At 45.4% G+C, this 23152-nt stretch carries 21 protein-coding genes; 5 read left to right on the top strand and 16 right to left on the bottom strand.

The window, feature by feature from the left end; genetic code table 11:
- Position 1: 1 nt before the first annotated feature.
- The 3 genes from DN062_RS06485 to ectA are packed head-to-tail and all read right to left on the bottom strand — an operon-like array spanning position 2 to position 2250.
- On the bottom strand, positions 2–391 hold the full coding sequence (locus tag DN062_RS06485) for an ectoine synthase (RefSeq protein WP_112158528.1): 390 nt from the start codon (positions 389–391) through the stop codon (positions 2–4).
- A gap of 21 nt (positions 392–412) precedes the next feature.
- A complete protein-coding gene (ectB, locus tag DN062_RS06490) occupies positions 413–1687 on the bottom strand; it encodes a diaminobutyrate--2-oxoglutarate transaminase (protein WP_112158529.1) in 1275 nt (424 codons plus the stop codon).
- Between the two features lie 20 nt (positions 1688–1707).
- A complete protein-coding gene (ectA, locus tag DN062_RS06495; RefSeq protein WP_112158530.1) occupies positions 1708–2250 on the bottom strand; it encodes a diaminobutyrate acetyltransferase in 543 nt (180 codons plus the stop codon).
- A 177-nt stretch (positions 2251–2427) separates the two neighbouring features.
- Between ectA and DN062_RS06500 the strand changes: the two genes are divergently transcribed.
- The gene (locus DN062_RS06500) at positions 2428–3003 is read left to right on the top strand and encodes a MarR family winged helix-turn-helix transcriptional regulator (protein ID WP_338039967.1); all 576 of its coding nucleotides are present in this window, start codon (positions 2428–2430) and stop codon (positions 3001–3003) included.
- A 112-nt stretch (positions 3004–3115) separates the two neighbouring features.
- Positions 3116–4174, top strand: coding sequence for a histidinol-phosphate transaminase (gene hisC, locus DN062_RS06505; protein ID WP_112158531.1), 1059 nt, complete (start codon positions 3116–3118; stop codon positions 4172–4174).
- A gap of 64 nt (positions 4175–4238) precedes the next feature.
- Here the strand turns inward: hisC and DN062_RS06510 are convergent, their stop codons facing one another.
- From DN062_RS06510 to DN062_RS06530, 5 genes are all read right to left on the bottom strand, one after another.
- Positions 4239–5135 (bottom strand): GGDEF domain-containing protein, encoded by an 897-nt coding sequence (locus DN062_RS06510; protein WP_112158532.1) that lies wholly within the window; start codon positions 5133–5135, stop codon positions 4239–4241.
- An 84-nt stretch (positions 5136–5219) separates the two neighbouring features.
- A complete protein-coding gene (locus DN062_RS06515; RefSeq protein ID WP_112158533.1) occupies positions 5220–5528 on the bottom strand; it encodes a c-type cytochrome in 309 nt (102 codons plus the stop codon).
- A gap of 156 nt (positions 5529–5684) precedes the next feature.
- Entirely contained in the window at positions 5685–7613 is a 1929-nt protein-coding gene (gene htpG / locus DN062_RS06520; RefSeq protein ID WP_112158534.1) for a molecular chaperone HtpG, read from the bottom strand.
- A gap of 157 nt (positions 7614–7770) precedes the next feature.
- Positions 7771–8523 (bottom strand): DUF599 domain-containing protein, encoded by a 753-nt coding sequence (locus tag DN062_RS06525; protein ID WP_112158535.1) that lies wholly within the window; start codon positions 8521–8523, stop codon positions 7771–7773.
- A gap of 126 nt (positions 8524–8649) precedes the next feature.
- Positions 8650–10128, bottom strand: a complete 1479-nt coding sequence (locus DN062_RS06530; RefSeq protein WP_112158536.1) for a protein adenylyltransferase SelO — start codon at positions 10126–10128, stop codon at positions 8650–8652.
- Positions 10129–10264: 136 nt separating this feature from the next.
- Here DN062_RS06530 and DN062_RS06535 point away from each other — a divergent pair, with 136 nt between their 5' ends.
- The gene (locus tag DN062_RS06535) at positions 10265–10585 is read left to right on the top strand and encodes a DUF3301 domain-containing protein (protein WP_112158537.1); all 321 of its coding nucleotides are present in this window, start codon (positions 10265–10267) and stop codon (positions 10583–10585) included.
- Here DN062_RS06535 and ybaK read toward each other — a convergent pair.
- From ybaK to DN062_RS06560, 5 genes are all read right to left on the bottom strand, one after another.
- Complete coding sequence (gene ybaK, locus DN062_RS06540) at positions 10582–11052, bottom strand: Cys-tRNA(Pro) deacylase (protein WP_112158538.1); 471 nt, start codon at positions 11050–11052, stop codon at positions 10582–10584. The genes DN062_RS06535 and ybaK overlap by 4 nt on opposite strands.
- Positions 11053–11152: 100 nt before the next feature.
- Positions 11153–11506, bottom strand: coding sequence for a ribbon-helix-helix domain-containing protein (locus DN062_RS06545; protein ID WP_112158539.1), 354 nt, complete (start codon positions 11504–11506; stop codon positions 11153–11155).
- Between the two features lie 21 nt (positions 11507–11527).
- A complete protein-coding gene (locus DN062_RS06550) occupies positions 11528–12091 on the bottom strand; it encodes a DJ-1/PfpI family protein (protein WP_112158540.1) in 564 nt (187 codons plus the stop codon).
- 97 nt (positions 12092–12188) lie between these two features.
- Entirely contained in the window at positions 12189–13073 is an 885-nt protein-coding gene (locus DN062_RS06555; RefSeq protein ID WP_112158541.1) for a DMT family transporter, read from the bottom strand.
- A gap of 113 nt (positions 13074–13186) precedes the next feature.
- Positions 13187–15112 carry a DNA topoisomerase III gene (locus DN062_RS06560; protein ID WP_112158542.1) on the bottom strand — a complete coding sequence of 642 codons (1926 nt, stop codon included), beginning with the start codon at positions 15110–15112 and terminating at the stop codon, positions 13187–13189.
- A 78-nt stretch (positions 15113–15190) separates the two neighbouring features.
- On the opposite strand from DN062_RS06560, the gene DN062_RS06565 reads away from it, so the two are divergent.
- Positions 15191–16363: an MFS transporter gene (locus DN062_RS06565; RefSeq protein ID WP_112158543.1), complete on the top strand. Its 1173-nt coding sequence runs from the start codon at positions 15191–15193 to the stop codon at positions 16361–16363.
- A gap of 12 nt (positions 16364–16375) precedes the next feature.
- Here the strand turns inward: DN062_RS06565 and rapA are convergent, their stop codons facing one another.
- Complete coding sequence (gene rapA / locus DN062_RS06570; RefSeq protein WP_112158544.1) at positions 16376–19237, bottom strand: RNA polymerase-associated protein RapA; 2862 nt, start codon at positions 19235–19237, stop codon at positions 16376–16378.
- A gap of 138 nt (positions 19238–19375) precedes the next feature.
- On the opposite strand from rapA, the gene DN062_RS06575 reads away from it, so the two are divergent.
- A complete protein-coding gene (locus tag DN062_RS06575) occupies positions 19376–20242 on the top strand; it encodes a prephenate dehydratase (protein ID WP_112158545.1) in 867 nt (288 codons plus the stop codon).
- Between the two features lie 236 nt (positions 20243–20478).
- Here the strand turns inward: DN062_RS06575 and mgtE are convergent, their stop codons facing one another.
- The gene (gene mgtE, locus DN062_RS06580; RefSeq protein ID WP_112158546.1) at positions 20479–21822 is read right to left on the bottom strand and encodes a magnesium transporter; all 1344 of its coding nucleotides are present in this window, start codon (positions 21820–21822) and stop codon (positions 20479–20481) included.
- Between the two features lie 252 nt (positions 21823–22074).
- Positions 22075–23139: an FAD:protein FMN transferase gene (locus DN062_RS06585; protein ID WP_112158547.1), complete on the bottom strand. Its 1065-nt coding sequence runs from the start codon at positions 23137–23139 to the stop codon at positions 22075–22077.
- Positions 23140–23152 lie beyond the last annotated feature (13 nt).

The raw sequence follows: 23152 nt of genomic DNA on the forward strand, positions 1-23152 counted from the left end.
ACTATTTCGAGTCATCAACGGGGTAAACGCCGTTTTCATCATGTACTTCTTTACCACTCAGAGGCGGATTAAAAACGCATGCCATCTTCATCTCCGTGGTTGCGCGCAATAGATGCTCATCATGCTGATCCAGTATATATAACATCCCTGGTTCAATTGGATACACCCTTCCATCAGCTAAGGTTTCAATTTCACCCGTTCCGCTCATACAATACACAGACTCCAAATGATTCTGATACCAAATATGTGTCTCAGTATTGGCATAAATTGTAGTAATATGGAATGAAAACCCCATCTGATCATCTTTTAACAACATCCTTGTGCTTTCCCAATTTTCTGAAACAACACGCCTTTCAGAGGCTTCACAGTCCTTCAAATGCCTTACAATCATACAACTCTCCTCAGATTCTAATTAAGATGCTTTTCTTTGCTGCTCTGAAAGCGCTTGCGCAAAACACTCGTTCAACACGCCCAAGCCAAACTCAATCTGCAGATCCGTGATAACTAAAGGCACCAAACACTTAACGACCTGCCCATGCGCACCACTGGTCTCTATTACCAATCCTTTTTCAAACGCCAAACTGGTTACTCGATCTGCAAGCTCACCCGTTTCACATTCGATACCACTCATTAAACCACGCCCCTTGAGCGTCATGGTTTTGAAGCCATGTTTACGAATAATATCGGATAAACCCTTTCTGAGCATTTCGGCTTTACGTCTAACCTCACTCGCAAACACATCATCTTTCCAGAATGTCTTGAATGCCGCCGTCGCCGTTACAAATGCATGGTTATTACCACGGAAGGTTCCGTTATGCTCGCCAGGAGACCATTGATCTAGCTCACTACGGAAAATAGTCAGAGCAAAAGGAAGACCGTAACCACTGAGTGACTTTGACAACGTCACAATATCAGGTTTAATGCCTACATCCTCAAAGCTAAAAAAGCGCCCAGAACGACCACATCCTGACTGAATATCATCCACTATTAGTAACATTTTATGCTTACGGCAAACACGTTCTAAATTTCTTAACCAATCATAGGAAGCCGCATTTAAACCGCCCTCACCCTGGATAGTCTCTACTATTACCGCCGCGGGATGGTCAACACCACTGCTGGGGTCAGATAGAACCTTATCTAAATATTCAGTGGTATCTACCCCTTCACCTAAATAGCCATCAAAGGGCATACGAGTAACATCTGATAAAGAAGCCCCCATCCCCCCTCTATGGTGTTCATTCCCCGTACAAGCTAAAGCTCCGCCTGATACGCCATGAAAACCGTTCGTAAACGAAATAATTTCGCTTCGACCAGTCACTTTACGGGCCAACTTCAACGCTGCCTCTACAGAGTTTGTACCTGTCGGACCTGTAAACTGAACTCGAAAATCCCCCATTCCCCTTGGTTCTAAAATAATGTCATGGAAGGTATTTAAAAAGGCCTCTTTTGCACTGGAGTACATATCAAGCCCATGCGTAATACCATCTGATAAGATGTAGTCAACCAATGCTTTTTGCAGCACAGGGTGATTGTGGCCATAGTTTAAAGTACCCGCACCCGCCAAAAAATCCACATACTCAGCCCCTGCCTCTGTAAAAAGAGACGCGCCTTTCGCTCGATTAAAAACCACTGGAAATGAACGTGAATAGGTACGTACACAAGATTCCAATTGCTCAAAAATATTCATACTTGACTCCCTTTTACTTGTTAGTGTGTTTGTGTCGTGCTGTTTTGCATCGTGTCGCTTTGTTGAACAATGAAAGGACCTGCTCGATACAAAACCTCATCTTCATGCTGCCCGTTGAAGTGCTGCTCTTTTGAAAACAAAACAGATGTTTCTACTGGCGCAGACAAATCATTAAAGAAACGCTCAAACAATGCCTCAGATGCTTGATTGCCTGGTGTTATAGTCGTTTCTAAATACGCGATGCCTTTGTCTGCAGATACGCGCCTCACCAATGCATGCAACATACGCTTTGCAAGCTGCTGACCACGGCATTCAGGTGCTACGGCAACCTGCCAAATGAACAATGTTTTCAGACGACCTGGGGGCACATAGCCTGATACAAAACCCAACAACCCCCCATCGGCTGACTTCACAGCGATCGAGGTTTGTGCAAAGTCAGAGCACTGCAAAAGGTTGCAATAAACTGAATTCGTATCTAAAGGTGGGCAGCGTTTAATCAACGCATGCAAAGCTGGGCCATCCGCTGGCTCGGGTTTACAAAAGTTTAATTGAGTAATATTCATAGCCTTTCTATATATTTGCATTTCAATGCTTTTTATTATAAAACATAATACAAAGGTTATTTCAACCCTAAATACGGGCATAAAAGGGATGTAATGCTGACTAAGGGGGTCTAAACAACAGACAATCACCCATAAAATTCAATAGAATTGCATTGGATAATACCAGAAGGTTTGACAATGATAAGTTTGCAATACAAAGCGAATAAGGTTAAAAATCACACTCAGATTTTGTCACCTAGCACCCAACCCGATCGCGCGAGCCTTATGCAAAAAAGTCAAGAACTCTTAGTCATGCTACGTCAGATAGTTCGAGCAACTGATATGTATGACAAACACCTTAGCCGCATGACAGGTCTTACCCTACCGCAGCTTTTATTAATGCAAACATTAGAATCGAAAGGGCCTATTACAGTAGGCTCATTAGCGAAGGAGATGAACTTAACACAAGCAACCGTTACCAGTATTCTGGATCGTTTAGAACGGAAACTATTGGTAAAACGCGAGCGCAGTCAAAGCGACAAACGTAAAGTGCACGTCGTGACGACTGATGAAGGCGTCGAACTGCTTAAATCTGCGCCCACCACGCTGCAAGATGTTTTCATTAAACAGTTTGACCACTTACAAGCATGGGAACAATCAATGATTCTGGCGTCCTTCCAGCGAGTTGTAGAAATGCTGGATGCCCATCATATAGATGCCGCGCCAATGCTAGACATTGGTATTCTAGACCGCAGCGAAGACAGCTTAAACTAACCCCCCCACTCTTTTCGATGAGCAGAACACCGAGCATCTAAACAGATGCGTTAAGCTGCTCTATTTTGTTAGAATAGTCGTATTTTTTACTTTTGACGGGACGCATTGCATTATGAGTAAGTTTTGGAGTCCGGCAATTCGCTCACTCGTTCCCTACACGCCAGGCGAACAACCAAAAGTGTTGAATTTAATTAAACTCAACACGAACGAAAACCCCTACCCACCCGCGCCAGCGGTCACAAACGCCATTCGCGAATTCGACACCTCACGATTGCGTTTATACCCAGACCCTGATGCCTCCATCCTAAAACAAGGATTGGCGGAATATCATAAAATCGATAAATCTCAAGTGTTTGTTGGAAATGGTTCGGATGAAGTTCTAGCCTTGGCATTCATGGCTTTTTTCCGTCATGGAAAACCCCTGTCAATGCCAGAAACAACCTATAGCTTTTATGAAGTGTATTGTGACTTACTAAATATAGAAGCCAGAAAAATTCCGCTGAATGCAAATTTTGAAATCAATCTTGATGATTACACTTCCGAAAACACAGGGATTATTTTTGCCAACCCAAATGCCCCAACTGGCATAGCTATCGGCTTGGATGAAATTGAAACCTTACTGAAACGCAATACAGAAACACTTGTATTGGTTGATGAAGCCTATGTCGATTTTGGCGCAAGAAGTGCTATTTCTTTAATCAATCAATACCCAAATCTACTTGTTTCACATACTTTCTCAAAATCCAGATCGCTTGCAGGCATGAGAGTTGGCTGTGCTTTTGGCCACCCCGAACTCATTGCAGGCTTAGAAAGAGTCAAGAATAGCTTTAACTCCTATCCACTCGACATGCTCGCCATCGCCACAGCAACTGAATCGCTGAAAGATGAAACTTACTTCCAAGCCACCTGCCAACGCATTAAGTCCACACGCGATCATGCTTCAAGCGCACTGGTCGATCTAGGTTTTAATGTTTTACCCTCAGCGGCAAACTTTATCTTCGCCTCTCACCCCAAATATGATGCCAAAGAGCTGATGCAGTATTTGCGAGACAAAAACATTCTTGTTCGTCATTTCACGCGCGCAGGAATTGATCAATTCTTACGAATCACCATTGGCACCGATGTGGAAATGTCAGAGCTCATCAATGCCCTCAAGGCACGTATTGACTAAACGACAAGCACCAAGTCCAGTTATTCAATTGGACTTGGTGCTGTTAAGTTAAGCATACAAATAATTAAGAATCGCCTTCAACTCGATTTCCACCGCAATGTCTGGCAATTGCAAGATTCTCAATAATTCGCTTCATCATTTCAGCAGCCGTATCTTCAGGACCTGATAAGCTTGAGACCCCTACACTGACTGTACAGGAGACATTACCTGATGCAGAAGGAATGTCCAACTCACCGACTAAACGGCGCGCACGTTCACCAGCAAGAACGGCCTGCTCATGATTTGTTTCTGGCAAAAACAACCCAATTTGATCATCGCCAAACCTCACCAAGAAATCAGCGGTACGTTTCATTTGATAAAGCGAGGTAACAATTTGACGCAACAACTGATCACCCGCATCCCAGCCAAAATCATCATTTATGCGACTAAAATCATCAATATCAATCAACAACATACTGCAAATACCATCATAACGCTGCGCTTGCGCTATATTTTGCTCCATAACAGGTATTAGCGCCCTTCGGTTATAAGCACCCGTTAATGAATCACGCTGAGCTTGATGGCTTATCTTACGCTCTAACTTCTTCCGATCATTAATGTTACGCAAAGCCCAGACATAAGTGTCAGAATCGACACAACTTAAACGCGCTTCAAACCAAATGGTTTCCGACAAACCCAAGGTTTTCAGCTCAGGCAAATGCTCAGGACGAAAAATATAGCGAGCCTTGCTTACTTCTCCGGAATCTTTTGCAGTGGATATCTGCTCACGCAACGTTGTTAAAATTACGTCTGACAACACACTTTCAATTGATAAGCCACGTATTGAATCAGGATTGAGCCACACCTCATCGCCAACACTCACATACTGGATACACTGATCTTTAATTATGAAAACACAGTCCGCCGTGACCGCTAGAACAGACGCAAAACAAGACTCAGGAAACGTTTGCTCCTCTGACATACTTCACCTCGATATTTGAAAAACCCTGAGTACTCACCTCCCTTTAGGTCGATAAGACATAGGACAAATTCATTTACTCTATGATTATTTAAACGGCTGAATCATCAGCTCAACGGCTGCTTTAAGTGTACTATCAGAGCAACTAAAGCAAGTTCCTTTAGGCGGCATAGCCCCTTTTCCGGAAATGACTGTTTGAGTTAGGGCATCTAAATCCTTTTCTAGCCGAGGGGCCCAAGCAGCTACATCATCCATTTTGGGGGCACCTGCTAAACCTGCATTATGGCACGCTAGACAATGGCGATCTAAGATGCCTTGTAAGTCATCTTGTGACCATGCGATTGAAGCACTTAAACATAAACTTATGACACCTACTGATGAAAGCACTTTTTTCATTTTTATAACCTCATCGACAGCTATTTAACCCGAGGATACCCGAGAAGAGCCAACAAATCGATAGATTAAGTTCTGGTTTTTGCTTTGGATCATCTAGAACGAAAAAAGCCTGATGCTGCCATAAAACTGCATCAGGCTTTTTAGTAAAAGCAGATATTAAGCGCTCAACTCCAACAAAAGCTTATTCAATCGAGCAATGTAGGCCGAAGGATCATCTAACTGCCCCCCCGCTGCAATCTGAGCTTGATCAAACAGGATTTTAGCCAGCTCGGAGAAACGCTCTTCATCAGGCTCTTGATCAAGTTTTACGATCAATGGATGTTCTGGGTTCAGCTCAAAAATGGGCTTGGTGTCTGGAACCTTCTGACCGGCCGCTTCCATAATCTTACGCATCTGTAGACCCATGTCGTAGTCACCAAGAACAAGGCACGCAGGTGAGTCCGTTAAACGATGCGTTACTCGCACATCCGACACCTGCTCAGCCAGAACAGGCTTGATCCGCTCAATCAGGCCATCCAATTGTTTAGCGGTTTCTTCCTGCTGTTTTTTCTCGTCTTCGGTTTCAACCTGACCAAGATTCAGCTCACCCTTCGTCACGTCTTGGAAAGACTTACCATCAAAATCGAAGAGCTGCCCCATCATCCACTCATCAATGCGATCAGTGAGCAAGAGTACTTCTATTTCTTTTTTACGGAAGATTTCGAGATGCGGGCTATTTTTAGCCGTGTTGTAGTTATCAGCAACCACGTAATAGATCTTTTCTTGCCCCTCTTTCATACGGGCAATATAATCTTCAAGGCTTACAGACTGCTCTGAGTTTCCTGTATGCGTTGAAGCAAAGCGCATCAGTTTAAGAATCTTTTCGCGATTAGAGTAATCTTCAGCTGGGCCCTCTTTCAGAACCTGACCGAACTCTTTCCAGAAAGTACTGTATTTTTCAGCATCATCCTTCGCAAGCTTGGATAGCATATCCAGCACACGCTTAGTCAAGGCAGTACGCAACTTATCGACATTAGAGTCTTTTTGCAAAATCTCGCGAGAAACGTTCAGAGATAGATTATTGGTATCAATAACTCCCTTGATAAAACGCAAGTATAGGGGCAAGAACTGATCGGCCTGATCCATAATAAAAACGCGCTGAACATAGAGTTTTAAGCCTTTGGGGGCTTCTCTATTCCATAAATCATAAGGAGCTTTCTCTGGTAAATAGAGCAGGCTTGTGTATTCAAGGTTACCCTCAACCTTGTTATGTGACCAAGTCAACGGGTCGGTGAAATCATGAGAGATATGCTTGTAAAATTCAGTGTAGTCTTCATCTTTAACTTCAGATTTACTACGCGTCCAAAGCGCTGTTGCTCGGTTGACTGACTCAAACTCAGGCACCGCTGAAACCTCAGCTTTTTCGCCATCTTCGTCATCGGCATCCAACGCAGGCGTATCCTTCTGCATCAGCACTGGGAAACTGATGTGGTCAGAGTATTTGCGTACAAGCGAGCGTAAACGCCATCCATCTGCAAACTCTTCTTCACCTTCTTTCAGGTGCAATACGATACGTGTACCACGTCCCGCTTTTTCAGTGGTCGCTATCGTGAATTCGCCCTCACCCATGGACGACCAATGAACAGCATTGGTAATCGCCTCACCTGCACGGCGCGTAAATACATCAACTTTATCGGCCACAATAAAGGCGGAGTAAAAACCCACACCAAACTGCCCAATCAACTGAGAATCTTTAGATTGATCACCCGTCATATTGGATAAAAAGCTAGCGGTTCCAGACTTAGCGATAGTACCAAGATGATCAATCACTTCCTGACGAGTCATCCCGATGCCATTGTCTTCAATCGTCACCGTTTTAGCGTCTTTATCAAAGGTGATATGGATTTTAAGATCAGAATCGCCTTCGTAAATATCACCCTTAGAGACCGCTTCGAAGCGCAATTTTTCAGCGGCATCAGATGCGTTAGAAATCAACTCACGAAGAAAAATTTCCTTGTTCGAATACAACGAATGCACCATGAGGTGCAGTAATTGTTTAACTTCTGTTTGAAAGCCAAGTGTCTCTTTGCTGGTTTCTGTACTCATCGCTACCTCTGTTCATGTTAAGGATAAAAAACACACGCTTGGACACACTTCGTGACCCGTGCGTTATCTCCAAAGTATCTTGATGAGCCGCTAGTGTTAGAGGCTCATCATCTGATCATGCATGAATGATGAGGGCGCAAACCTGAATTTCAAGTCTTCAGCGTGTACCATTTTCGCTTGTGTTTACAATCGGACGATTTAACTCTGAACTCATCGTTAGGGTTTTCATCGTGGAAGAGGTAAATTCACGTCGATAAAGCACAAAAACTACAATGCAGCTAAGGAGTATAAATAACCAAGGATTAATGAGCCATACCATGACGGGAATACTGAAATAATAGGATCGGAGGCCTATATTAAAACTGTTAGCTGCCATTGACGTCATTTTCGCAATACGAGCGGCATGTGCATCACGTTCACGTTCACTGATACTCTCTGATGGCAAAGGAGCACCACCGATCATCACCGACGCAAAACCATATTGTCTCAGACTCCATGTGAATTTGAAAAAGGCGTAGACAAACAACATGAGCATCACCAGTAGTTTTAACTCCCATTCTTGCTTAGTTGCCGCCATTGCAAACGGTATTTCTTCAATCAGGTTAATCGCCTTTTCCGTCGAGCTCATGACTGTCAGTATACCGGCCATGACTAGAATGGTTGTGCTGGCAAAAAAGGATACACTTCGTTCAAGGTTAGCAATCGCCGTTGTATCCGCAATACGATTATCTCGCGTGAGCATGCGAATCATCCATTCAGTCCGATAAATATGCATGATGCTCGCAAGGCAGGGTGTGGTATAACTTTTTGCTCTCGCATAATACATATAGCCGTTAAAGCAAAAGAGAAACCAGGCCAACGCCATAAGGTTAACCCAGTTATAGGTCAAAAACTCTAGTAAAACGTCCATAAATCTCATCTCGGCAAGGATAAAGGCCCTTCAAATATACAGTAAACATGCATTAATTCCATTGCTTTTAATGTATCAAAAAGTAATTAGATCACTGATCTCAAAGTACATTATTGACCTCGCGCATTAAGATGAGCAGGTTAAACAAATAGCCGCAGCCCATTCTGGTGGGGCTTGTGTAAAGGATGTCATATCCGGTCGTAAATCACTCGGGCAACGCAACAACGGCATCAATTCATTCACCTTGCGGTAATCACCTTGCTCAGCTTCTCGAATTGCCTCCTCAGCCATGTAGTTCCGTAGAATATAATAAGGATTCACGGAGCGCATTTGTGCACGTCGAATCGCAGGACTCGCCGCCTCTAAAGAAGCACGCCTATAATATTTTTCTAGCCATTGTAAAAAAACAGGTGCTTTTGTCGGAAAATAATTCGCGATATCCGTTACACTCAACAAATCAACAAGGGGGATATCGACTAAGTCACTAAAAAAACGGTGAATATCCACTCTATCCTTTTTAAATAAATCCCAAAGCTCTGCAATTAAATCAGCATCTTCAGGCTTGGATTTCAAAAGCCCTAAACGTGCACACTTACGCTCCAACTCAAAGCGGGCTTGCTGTTCGGAAAAAACGGCCAATTCCGCCTCTAATGCTTTGCGCTCAACCAAGGGCAACAGCGCCTGAGCCAAACAGGCCATATTCCATAAAACAACGGCAGGTTGACGGAAAAAAGCATATCGCCCTGCATCATCATTTTTGTTGGCAATGTGATCAGGCTCATAATTATCCAGAAATGTGAAAGGGCCATAGTCGAACGTTTCACCAATAATAGACATATTATCTGTGTTCAAAACACCATGAACGAAGCCATAGGCTTGCCACCAAGCGACTAAACGCGCTGTACGATTGGCAATTTCTTTGAACATTTCCAAATACGGATTTTCATGACTCCGCAAACTCGGATAAAAGCGATCGAGGCAATAATCAGCCAAGCGCTTGAGATCATCATGGCGATTACTGTAATAGAAATATTCAAAATGCCCAAAGCGTATGTGACAAGGCGTCACCCTAACCACTAGGGCACAGGGCTCCATACCTATACGCCGCGTATACTCTTCACTGCCTAACAAACAAAGGGCTTGTGTCGAAGGAATACCTAGGCCTGTCATCGCTTCGCTTACCAAGTATTCTCGAATACTGGAACGTAGCACTGCTCTCCCATCGCCAAAACGTGAAAACGCTGTTCGTCCAGCTCCCTTGAGATGTAAATCCCAACGTTGCCCTTTAGAGTTCACCACTTCACCCAGTAGCAACCCTCTACCATCCCCTAAATCTGGATTGTAATGACCAAACTGATGCCCTGTATATTTCATTGCCAACGGCTCAGCGCCCGGCAAAGGCTCCATTCCCGAAAAATACTTTATCAATCCGTCTGGATGCGTTTGACAAGGATCTAAATCCAGCAAGGCCGCCACCCTCGGATTAAAGCTAATCAAATGAACATTTTTAAGGGGCTCTGGCTCTCTCAACTGGTACCAGGTATCGGGTAACTGCCGATATGTATTATCAAAATTGAGTTTTTCTAGGGTTCGGTTGTACGCCATCACTTAACCTCCGTCATTCGACCATCGCCTATACCTTACCATTTTTATCAAGTATTAACAGCGTTGCAAATGTAAGGCTTTTAACAAATACTTCGCCTCACACTTTAACTGCCTTTGATAACGGGTAGATTCGACTATGACATTGGATTTAATTGATCTTGTGGTTTTTCTTGGCATCGGCGTCATTGCATTGACCTGGTGGAACAACCTAAAGGCAAAAGAACAGGCACTGAAAGCGGTGATACAATATTGTGATAGACATCATTTACAGTTACTCGATCAAAGCATTGCCCTGATCAAAATAAGACCTGCACGAAATGAAGCTGGCCATTTACATTTAAAACGAACCTATCTATTTGAGTTCACAAGCACAGGAGATGAGCGCTACAAAGGTAAAGCCTTTATGCTTGGATCAAGTGTTTATAAACTGGATGTTGATGCACACAGAATCGACTAGTCAAGAACAAGACCTGCCCATTGCCCTTCTGTTAAAGACTTAAAATCGGATGGATGTAACTCAACATCTAACCCCCGACGCCCTGCGCTCACGAACATAGACGTTAATGTTTCTGCTGAGCGATCAATAAAGGTTCTAAGCCGCTTTTTCTGGCCGAGGGGGCTAACACCACCGAGCACATACCCAGTTACACGCTCTACTTGAGCTTTATTCGCCATTTCAACTTTTTTTGCGCCACTGACTTTAGCCAAGCGCTTTAGATTCAAACGCTCGGCAACAGGGACAACGGCTACAACAAGCTCTTTGCCATCGAGGCTGACAACGAGAGTTTTAAAAACGCGTTCAGATGACACTCCAAGTTTTTCAGCGGCTTCTAGGCCATAAGAACTTACACTTGGATCATGTTGATATTCATGAATCTGAAAAGAAACGTTCGCTTTTTTTAATAGGTTAATACAAGGAGTCATATAGTCCGCATACGTGTGCTATCGGGTTCAACCCTTAGGGTCTGACGACAAAATCACACGTTAGCAATTGATCCCTATTGGTGCAAGGACTGCTGGTGTATTAATGATGCCTAGACTGCTGCTCCCGCTGTAGAATCTGATCCGCATCAAGTGAGGCGATTGAAACACTAGGATTGATTGGGATCTCACCTTGAAGCTGTAATGCCTGATAACGCAAAGCACACACTCGCAGAAAAGAGGTGAAGTTACCCAAATCATGCCCAGCATCAATCGACTCATGGTAAAGTCGGGTGATAAGTTGAGGGGTTTGCATACCATCGCGTTGAGCGATTTCTTCCAGCAACTTCCAGAAATATTTTTCCATCCGAACGCTGGTCACCATCCCATCGATACGCAATGAGTGCGTGTCACTTTTCCATAAAGCCGGATCGGCATTGATGAATAATCGGCACATACCCCTCTCCTTATATCAGATTTACGTCAGCAGTTTTTGGAACTGTGCTAACCAGTCCGGATGGGCAGGCCAAGCTGGCGCTGTCACCAAATTACCATCCGTTATGGCTGCATCCACAGCAATATCGGCATACTCGGCGCCACTGGCCTCCACTTCAGGCCGACAAGCCGGGTAGGCTGAGCAGCGTTTCCCTTCTAACACTTTAGCAGCTGATAGCAATTGTGCACCATGGCAAATGGCCGCAATGGGTTTATTTGTTTCTGCAAAATGCTGCACCATTGCCAACACCTTTGGATTCAAGCGGAGGTATTCGGGGGCACGACCTCCTGGAATGACCAAAGCATCGTAATCACTTGCTTCAACCGAATCGAAACTGGCATTCAACGTAAATCGGTGGCCTGGTTTCTCGCTGTAGGTCTGATCTCCTTCAAAATCATGAATAGCAGTGGCGATGCTGTCACCTGCTTGCTTGTCTGGGCATACGGCATGAACCTTATGGCCAAATGCTTGCAGGGCTTGAAACGGCACCATAGTTTCATAATCCTCGGTGAAATCTCCGGTAATCATCAATATTTTCTTGCTCATCTGGGGCCTCCTTTACTTGTTATAACCCTGTGTTAAGACTCTCATAGACCACGGCCTTAAGGGTATTACAGTGTTACTACGTATCAAGCGACTCCCCTCATTTAGGTTGACGGACGGGAATTCGATGCCCCCAGAAAAACAAAGCTAAACCGCCAACCACTAACAAGCACCCTTGCCATAACCTAGGTGTCAGTGGCTCTGCATTCAGCAAGTGCCCCAACATCAAGGCAAACACGGGAGTAATCAGCGTTACAAGTGCTACCGTACTAGCAGGTAAATGACGTAGTACATGAAAATAGCTAACAAAACCAACTAAGGAGCCAAAAATAGCCAAGTATAAGACCGACCAAAACGCTCGACTCGATGGGTCGATGACCAAAGGTGCCGCCCCCATTAACCACCAAGTAATGCCAAAGCCCGGTAAAGACCACAGCAAAGCCCCAACGGTATGGGCCAAAGGGTGAACCTGAGCACTGGCACGCTTCACTAATACGCCACTTAGGCTAAACAGAACAACGGCCATCAACAATAGAAACACACCCGGAAGACTGTCGCGCCCCAGTGCAACATCGTCCGTAAAAATTACCCCAAGTCCCAGAAACGCTAAAAAACTGGCAAGCCATCGATAAGCCCTCAAGGCGGGTTCGTTCAGCAACCCCATACCGAAAATAGCCGATAGAATGGGGGCCAGACCAAAAATAATTGAGATTAAACCTGAAGGCACATATCGCGATGCAATATAGGTGCAGCACATAGCACCAAACACGCCGAGTGACGCATAGGCATAGGTCAACTGGGCCTGAAAATTCAGTGGAAGACGAATGCGAAGAATCCCTAACAACCCCAAGCCAAGAACAGCAGCGATCCCCATACGCAGCCAACCAGCTAGCACTGGATCAATTGTTTCACTGCTCCAAGCAATCGTCAGAGGTGTGGTGGACCAAATTAACACCACCGCCAGGTAGGCAACAGGTATAGACATCATGTCTCCAAAGTCGTTATTAAAACAGCATTATAGGTTTGGCTTGGGGAAGATAGATTAACTTGCGTTTGATGCTCCTCCTATTCCAGATAGATACACCGCCAGCAACCAACCTATTTTTTACTTGTATTTTTTCTAGAACGACGAACGCTTTTGCGTTTCTGACGAGTTCCCGCACCCGCAGGAACCTTTACAGCCGTTTGCCCCACTTGACTAATCAAATCACCAAGAGTCGCTTCTAAGCTCTGCATAAATGCCTGATAGCTGTCTTCTCGCTGACTAATGGCATTTAGGCGCGCCTCCCATTCGGCCGTCATATCAGGCAATGTAGTGGACTCAGGCAAACTATTAATTAAGGCTTTACCCGCAGCGGTTGCCAGTATTTGCTTGCCTTGGCGCATCAGAAAATGCCGTTTAAACAACAGCTCAATAATCCCCGCACGGGTCGCTTCGGTACCTAATCCATCGGTTTCTCGCAAAATTTTTCGGATGTCTGGGTCTTTGACATAACGCGCAATACCCGTGATGGCTGCCAGTAACGTTGCATCGGTGAAATACTTAGGTGGCTGGGTCATTTTTTCCTGCAACACTCCGCCCAGACACTGCAGTGTCTGACCTTGCTGAAGTGGCGGCAAGGCGGACTGTATGCCTTCATCACCGTCATCATCCTTCGAACGAGATGGAAACAATACCTTCCACCCACTTTCCAACGTTTCGCGCGCGCGAGCGATGAAACAGCCACCGGCAATATCCAGTATCACCTCTGTATCGTGGTAACGCCAATTTGGATAAAACTGGAGCAAATACTGGCGAGCAATCAATTCATAGAGACGCTGTTCATCTGTTGATAAGCGCGTACCACTGACTTGCTTTTCAGTGGGTATAATCGCGTGATGCGCATCGACTTTTTTATCATTCCATGCTTTGCTGCGTAAACTCAGATCCGCTCCATTCACAGCCTCAGTCAAAGCTGAACACGTATTACGAACAGCCTGAATGACACGAGGTGCCCGATCATAATGCTCCTCAGGTAAATAACGACTGTCTGATCGCGGGTAAGTGATTAAGGTGTGCTTTTCATAAAGACTTTGACAGGTATCCAATACCTGCTGAGCACTCATGCCATAACGCTTACCAGCATCAATCTGCAATGAAGACAAGCTGTAAGGTAAAGGCGGGGGCTGCTGTTTTGTTTTGCGACTCAACTGGGTGATATGAGCAGGTTGCCCAGCAATTCGACGCACTACATTTTCAGCCAAGGCTTTTGAGACAACTCGCCCGTCTTCATCCTGATAAGCAGCACAGGCTTCACTTGGCTGCCACTTAGCCTGAAAGCTCTCACCTGCATCCGTTTGCACATTAGCCAATACCTCATAAAAGGGTTTGCTGACAAAAGCCTCGATCGCTTCATCACGTCGCACAACCAACCCAAGAATGGGCGTCTGTACTCGCCCCACTGACAACACCCCTTGATAGCCAGCCTTTTGCCCCTGTAAGGTGCACGCCCGAGTCAGATTAATACCATACAACCAATCAGCCCGCGAACGCGCCAATGCAGATGTCGACAGGGGAATGAATCCTTGGTTGGGCTTAAGCTGAGCAAGCGCTCGACGAACCGCATCAGGATTGAGATCACTGATCAAACAACGCTGAACCGTCGCTCGCTTTTGAGGGGTAACCTTGAACCATGCAATGACTTCATCGACCAATAACTGCCCTTCACGATCTGGATCACCGGCATGGATCAACTCATCCGCCTCTTTGACCAGCTTTTTAAGCACCGTCAGTTGCTTTCGTGTGTTCGTTTTTGGCTGTAACTGCCATTCGCGAGGAACAATAGGCAAATGCTCAAATCGCCATGCTTTAAAAATCGGGTCATAGGCATCAGGCTCAGCTTGCTCCAATAAATGACCAATACACCAACTAACAACTGTATCTGCACCACACTTAATGTACCCATCTCCTTTTTGTTGCGGGCCTGGTAATGCATTGGCAATGGCTCTTCCTAAGGATGGTTTTTCCGCAATAAATAATCTCATTTGAACATCCTGTTCTGAACTTTTACGGCTAAAGTGTTATATTCGCGTATTCTCATTTGCGAACTATGGACGCACCTCATGTCTCTTCCTATCACTGTCTGGGGGCTTGCTTTAGGCCAAGCCTTACTGGTCTCGGGTAACATTTTATTGGTTTCTGTCACTGCACTGATTGGACAACACATCGCCCCATCCCTGACGTTAATCACCTTGCCTGTCGCATTACAATTTCTTGGGCTGATGGGGGTCACGCTACCCGCCGCACTCTTAATGCGATGGCTGGGTCGAAAAACCGGATTTATGCTTGGCAATCTCATCGGGGTTAGTGGTGCGTTCTTAGCCTACTTCGCGCTGTTAAATCAAAATTTTACACTATTTTGCCTGAGTACCTTCTTATTAGGAATGGCCATTGGTGTTGGTCAACAATATCGTTTTGCTGCGATTGAAGGCTGCCCTCCTCATCAACACCCTCGCGCCATCAGTCTTGTCATGGTTGGCGGTGTGCTTGCCGCCATTTTAGGGCCTAATTTAGCTATATGGGCGGAGGATTGGGTATCGGACATTCCTTATTTAGGAGCATTTGCGGTATTAATTGCGCTCTACAGCCTTACAACTCTACTGATCGCACTCTTACCCTTGCAAAAACCGAACCTTGCAGAACAAAAAGGAGCGACTCGTTCATACCGTGAACTTTTTCAGCAACCTCGGCTGGTGTCTGCAGTTTGTGCTGGCATGATCGGTTACGGTGTGATGGTACTGGTCATGACTGCAACCCCCTTAGCAATGCAAGCGTGTGGTTTTAGTTTCAGCAGTACAGCCAGCGTTATCCAGTGGCATGTACTCGGTATGTTTGCCCCATCCTTCATCACGGGCCGCTTAATTTCATATTTTTCCGCGACTAAGGTTATACAAGCGGGTTGTTTACTGCTGATTACCTGCGTTATTTTAAACCAATTAGGCACGGGCTATTGGCATTTCTGGACCGCATTAGTTGCACTGGGAATTGGCTGGAACTTTACATTTATTGGTGCCACAACGCTGCTTACACAAACCTATGCACCGGCAGAAAAAGCAAAAGTACAGGGAATGAATGACTTACTGGTATTCGGCTTTGCTGCTCTTGGCAGCCTACTGGCTGGCTATTGGCAAAGCCTATTGGGATGGGAGTTACTGAATCTATTAATGTTACCGGCCATTTTAGTGGCTATGTGGCTCGTCTGGTCAAGTAACCGACGAGCCACATCCTACGCCTAAGTCAGTGTGCTTTTACTCCGACACGACAATCACACGTAAGGCATCTAAACGCAGGCTCGCTCGTTCCAGTGCGAGCCTCATCATCTCTGTATCGTCAACATGCTGACTTATCTCCTGCGGATGGATCGCTGGGTTGACAGCCGCCAGTGCTTTAAGGCGCTCCAACTCATTCGTTCGATCACTCAGTAAACTGTGCAAAGCCGATTCAATTAAACCTGGCAATTGCTTATCCACAATCGCTTGCCCATGCTTTAATTGCAAGACGATGTTATCACGCGCAACTCTTGCCATATTACTACTGGTTGCTAAAGGCACAGGTTGTACCAATTGATTTAAAGGCTTATGTGCCAATACAGCCGACAAATCCTGCCCTTCTGGTCCCGTTAAAACTCTTAAATAGCCAGAGGGCAAGTAACGTGCTAGCTGAAGCGATCTGGGCACTGCGAGATTTAGCGTAAACACCATTTCAACCAACAGGGTTCCCGCAGGTAAGGCCGGCAGTTTGAGTACACCTAATGCATTATTACCAAGATCATTGCGAGTTAACAACTCCATTAACTCTAGCAATAATGGGTGTTCCCAACTTAAAAACTCAACGTCCTCACGTGACAATGCCTCTTTACGACTGAAAGTTAAAGTCATGCCATCTTCCGGAAGCTCAGATAGCTGGTACAGCATCTGCTCTCCAGGATGAACGACTAACCCCCTTTCACCATGAGGCTGAACTGCAATTCCAAATCGATCAAACAGCTTTTCGGCATAGTCTTGTAACGCCTTACCATTTTCCAGCTCATGAATTTGGCTGATGACTGAATCGGCTTTTGCTGCATTAAAGCTCGACATTTCAAGTAAGCGATCTCGCCCAAAAGACAACTCACTTTCCAGCTCTTGTCGCTCTTGCTGGGTTTCCTCAAGCAGTTTTTGCAAAGCGTGGCGCTCGCCCGGGTGACGCATTGCATCTCTAAGTGGCTGTGCAAAACGATGATAGAGGGCATCTCCTGTTGAACAAACACGTGTAAATGCCTCCAACCCTTCATGATACCAACGCATTAACACTTCCGTTGCACTGTGTTGATAATAAGGCAAATGTATTTGCACACTGTGATGCTGCCCTATTCGATCCAAACGCCCAATTCGTTGTTCAAGTAGATCAGGGCTTAAGGGCAAGTCAAATAAAACCAGATGATGGCAAAATTGAAAGTTACGCCCTTCACTGCCAATTTCAGAGCTGATCAACACTTGCGCTCCGAGATCTTGCTCAGCAAAGTAGGCTGCGCTACGGTCTCGATTAACGAGGCTCATCCCCTCATGGAAAACAGTCGAGCGGACACCCCCTCTCAGATTGAGAAAGTCCTCAAGCATAACGGCCGTTTCCGCATGCGCACAGATCACGAGCGCTTTTTCCTTTTTATTGGTTTTAAGCCATTCAAGCAACCAAGCGACGCGAGGATCACTGCTAATCCAAGTATCGCCTAAACGTTTCTCTGGATGTAGAAGCGGTTCCAATGCAGGCTCGTCCTCACCTTCGGACGAAAATAGTGTCGGTGCAATGAGCGGATAGGTGTGGAGCACTCGCTCTGGAAATCCATCTATATTTTTTCGTGTATTACGAAACAGTACTCGTCCTGTTCCTTGACGGTCCACTAAATCAGCAATCATTTTATGGAGGCTAGCCGATTGCTCAATTTCGGAAAGTCCTTTCCAGTGTTCAAGGGTATCCGCCCCCAAGCGTTCAGCTAAAACAGCTTGTAAATGCGCATCTCGTTTTAGCAGATCCGCACCCTCGGTCATCAATGCTTCAATCAACACATTTAAATGTCGATAACTCGACTCTTCATCTAAAAACCGCTCTAAATCGGGGTAACGATCAGGGTCTAATAACCTCAAACGCGCGAAATGCCCCTCTGGTCCTAACTGCTCCGGCGTTGCAGTTAACAATAATAGGCCGTCAGAAACGCGGGCAACTTGCTCAACACATTGATAAGCGTGACTTACAACTTCTCGACTCCACCCAAGATGGTGAGCCTCATCCACCACTAGAATATCCCAATGTACTGAAGAGGCCTGCTCCAGTCGTAAAGGATTTCTGGACAGTAACGAAACAGGCGCCAAAATTAGCTGAGCAGAATCAAAGGGGTTCTCGTGCCCGGACTCAGCAATCGCCAAACAACGCTCTTCATCTAACAAAGTAAAAACCAAGTTGAAACGCCTTAGCATTTCGACCAACCACTGGTGCAACAGCGAATCCGGCAATAAGACCAAGACACGTTTAGCACGCCCGGATATCCAGTGTTGATGCAAAATCAATCCTGCTTCGATCGTTTTTCCTAATCCCACCTCATCAGCCAACAAAGCCCTGGGCGCTGGGCGCGAGCTAAGCTCCGATGCAATATACATTTGGTGTGGCAACAACTGAACACGGGCCCCCATGAGCCCATATGCTGACGATTTTTGTAATCTATACTGGTGTTCTAATGTATCAACACGCAATTTAAACAAACTATGGCGGTCAATCTGACCTGCAAATAGCCGCTCTTGAGGTTTGCTGAAATGCACTGCACTGTCTAAGTGTATTTCTGGCACAATCATCTCTGCGCCCGACTCATCAACGCCTAAATAAATAAAGCAGCCATTATGTTCAATTCGCTCACGAATGGTGATGAGAACCCCGTCATCATTTCGTATTTGCTCATCGGGCTCGTAACATACTCGACTTAAAGGAGCATTGTCCGTTGCATATGTCCGGCTATCTCCTGCTGCCGGAAAACTAATTTCCACACGTCGGTTGGCACATTCAACCACGATACCTAACCCCAGTTCAGCTTCAGTATTACTGATCCAACGCTGCCCCGGAACAAACTCTGTATGAGCCAATCTGCAAATCCTCTACAACACTTTGAATAATGAGTGCAATGATAGGCGTGATTGAGGCTGAGTTCAAAGCCTGATCGTGCTTAACCGCTATGTCTGTGCAATAATTGCATTTTTAAATCGGCATGACGACGAACGATTATGAATCAATCCAATGACATTATTGCCTATCAAGGGCATAAGGGCGCCTATTCACACTTAGCCTGCTGCAGAGTTCATCCTGAATTAAGAGCACATGCCTGCGCGAGTTTTGCCGAAGCCATGTTTATGGTAGAACGTGGCGAAGCGCGTTTGGCCATGATACCCCTTGAAAACTCCACGGCAGGTAGAGTTGAAGAAATCTACCGCTTAATGCCTAAAACCCGACTTCATATTATTGATGAACATTTTGAGCCGGTTAACCACTGCTTGCTAGCCTTGCCAGGTACCAAGCTTCAAGACCTTCGCACCGTTTCATCACATCCACAAGCGCTTGCTCAGTGTGACGGCAATATCAAGTCGCTAAAGCTTGAACAGACTGCAGCTCTCGACACTGCCGGTGCAGCTGAAGAGTTGTCTCTTTCAAAAAACCCAACTCATGCAGCGATAGCGTCGAGCTTAGCCGCCGAGCTATACAACCTTGAAATCATCAAAGACAACTTTCAAGACGTGAACGGCAATACCACCCGCTTCATGATTTTGGCAAAAGAAAGCCGTATGCCTGCTTTCGAAGCAGACAAGCGCTATTTGACAACACTGATGTTTAGAGTTCGCAACATACCTGCTGCGCTTTACAAAGCCTTAGGGGGGTTTGCGACAAATGGACTTAACATGGTCAAACTCGAAAGCTATATGTCATCAGATACTATGCAAGTTTCCAGTTTTCATTTAGATGTTGAAGGTCATCCACATCAACCTTCAATGCAGCACGCATTACAAGAGCTGAACTTTTTTGCCAGTGAAGTTAGAGTCATGGGGACTTACCCAGCTCACCCTTTCAGAACCTCATCTCTAAGCATCGAGATCTAGTTTTGATGGTTTTAGCAACAATAGAGACTAAAAAATTGGTGCTTATACACAATTAATATTAAAAAATTAGGGTTTACCCTATTGTGCACTGCACAAAATTAAACTATCTTTAAGTTGTCCTGTTCTACAGGACGCGGAAAGCTGGCTCTCTTCCAGAGGCAGCTTTCGCATCCCATCTCTCAACTCTTCCTGAGTTGTATGCACTTTGCTTGCCCCTCTCATCGAGGGGCTTTTTTTTATAGGCCTAGAACGGCCGTTGCGATTGCAAAATAAACTAAAATACCTGCGGCATCTGCAATTGTCGCCACTAGAGGAGCACTCGCTGTTGCAGGGTCTAACCCCGCCTTTTTAAGCACAAAGGGCAAGCTTAAACCAAGTAAGCTACCCATCATAACCACTGCAACCATACTCAGTGCAACAATCAAGGCAATATCCGCACCACCCCTAAACGCACCAATCATTGAGACAGCGAGCGCCATAGTGCAACCAAGCGCCAGCGCTATTGCCAGTTCGCGACTAAAAAGTTTGAACCAGTCTGACATTTGCACATCACCTGTCCCCAAGCCCCTCACCATCAAAGTGGATGCTTGCGAGCCTGCGTTACCAGCACTACCTATCAACAAAGGCATGAAAAAGACTAATACTGCATATTTGGCGATAGTGTCTTCATAAATTGAAATACCTGCAGCCGTAAATATATTGGCAAACACTAGCAACAATAGCCAAAAAATACGCTTTTTATACAATGTAAAGCCACTGGCATCTCTAAAGCTCCCTTCTAAATCACCAATTGAACCACCTTTTAAGATATCTTCAGTTGCTTCTGCTTCCGCAATATCCATCGCATCATCATAGGTAACAATACCCACAAGCCGAGCCTGCTCATCTACAACCGGAACCGCCAACAAATCATAACGACTGATACTTTTTGCCGCATTTTCTTGTTCTTCATTCGGACCAAGTGTAATCAACTCAGTTGTCATAATTGAGCTAATCGCCGCCGACGGTTTGGTCAGAATCAACTCTCTTAAGGAGATGGTTCCAACCAGCCGATGCTGCAGATCCAGAACATAAATTTGATAGATTGTTTCAGCATCGGGCGCCGTTTTACGAACACGCTCTAATGCCTGCTCAACACTGCTGTGCTCTGGGACGCTACAGTAGTTACTGGTCATAATCGCACCAACTGTCCCTTCCGCATAGCTCGCCATTCGACGAAGGTCTTCACGTTCCTCTTTAGCCATTCGTTTTAAAACAGACGTCTGTCGCTCTTCAGACATCATATTAAAAAGATCTGCACGCTCATCCGATTCCATGGATGACAGTAATTGGGCTAAGCCTTCAATTGTCATCTCCTCGGCGATTTGAAACTGAAGAGACATAGGCAAGTAACCAAAGATTTCTGCTCGCTCAGTCAACTCAAGATGAGCGAGTACTTTCAAACAAACTTCAGTTGATTCATGTCGAAGAAATTCTGCAAGATCAGCAGGTTGGAATTCTGTCACCGTATTTTCGATAGCAACAGTATCTTGTTTTGCCATGGCGCTGCGAAGGGCGTTAGCGAGATCAGCGTAGGTCATAAGTGTCTCCGTTGAGCGAGCGTTACTCGCCGAAGACAGGTATCAAAAGGATACCCTTAGCGGGCGAACAAACTCGATGTCAATATTTTGTTAATGAGTAAGCAGCAACTGCTAGGGTCCATCAGAGTTCTCATGTGATTTAATGGATAGGTAGGGTTCGCGAATATATTGAAATTCACTGAAATAGTCAACCTAAGCTAAAGTTTTTCAGATACTTGACTTAGATTGTCTAGATAGTAAGAACCGAGATTTTTATTGCAATAAAGACTGCGCAGCACTTTCACCGACGTACTGTTTAAATGCACTGGAAATATGTGTAAGCCACTTATCTCCAGAGCGCTCCAACATCAGCACTTTTAAATCTTCGCGCTGCGCAACAGCAAGCCCAGCTTCAACACCCATGACCATCATCGCCGTTGCCCAAGCATCTGCACTGGCATTGTCCGGTGACAATACGGTAACTGACGCAAGGCTGTGGTTGACAGGCCAACCAGTCACGGGGCTAATCGTATGCGAAAATCGCTGCCCATCCACTTCGAAATAATTGCGATAATCACCTGAAGTCGCCACCGACATATCTCGTATTTCAATAATGTGATGCGCTTGCTGCACGCCTTCGTGAGGCAATTCAATGCCAACTCTCCAAGGCTCTCCTGCTGAACGCTCCCCCTTTGCCAGCAACTCCCCACCAATATTGACCAGATAATGCTCATATCCCTGCTCTGAAAGATAACGCCCGACTTCATCAACTCCGTAGCCTTTTGCAACACCCGACAAATCAACAAAAAAATCTTGCAAACGCCGAGCTTGACCTAAGTCTTCATTTAAAACCAACCAAGCGAACCCTGATTCATGAAGTCGCTCTTCAAGCAAATCAGGATCAGGAATGGCATCGGGCCGTTGCTCTGGACCAAAGCTCCAAAGATTCACCAAATTTCCAACCGTCACATCGAAGGCTCCCTGGCTTTTCTCCGAAATTGACTGACTTAACACCAGCACCTCCATGAGTTCTGGCGACAGAGATTTCCACTCTCCTACAGGATGATGATTAAACCCAATTAGCTCTGAGTCATCTCGATACGTAGACATGCTTTTATCAACAGCTTGCAAACGCTGAAGGATACCTTTACGAAGTGTTGCTTGGACCTCTTCCGTCAGATTGCCCGAAAGCGTCACTTGCCAAAAGGTCCCAAAAATATTCCCTTCTATGCGAGTCACCGTTTTTTCCGGTGCAGAAGGACTACACCCTGCTAGGACTAAGGCCAAAAACAGGATAAAAAAAGAGCAATAGACACGGTAATAAGAGGAAAAAGACATGAATTAATTTCCT

Source organism: Nitrincola tibetensis, from assembly GCF_003284585.1.
Classification (GTDB): Bacteria; Pseudomonadota; Gammaproteobacteria; order Pseudomonadales; family Balneatricaceae; genus Nitrincola; species Nitrincola tibetensis.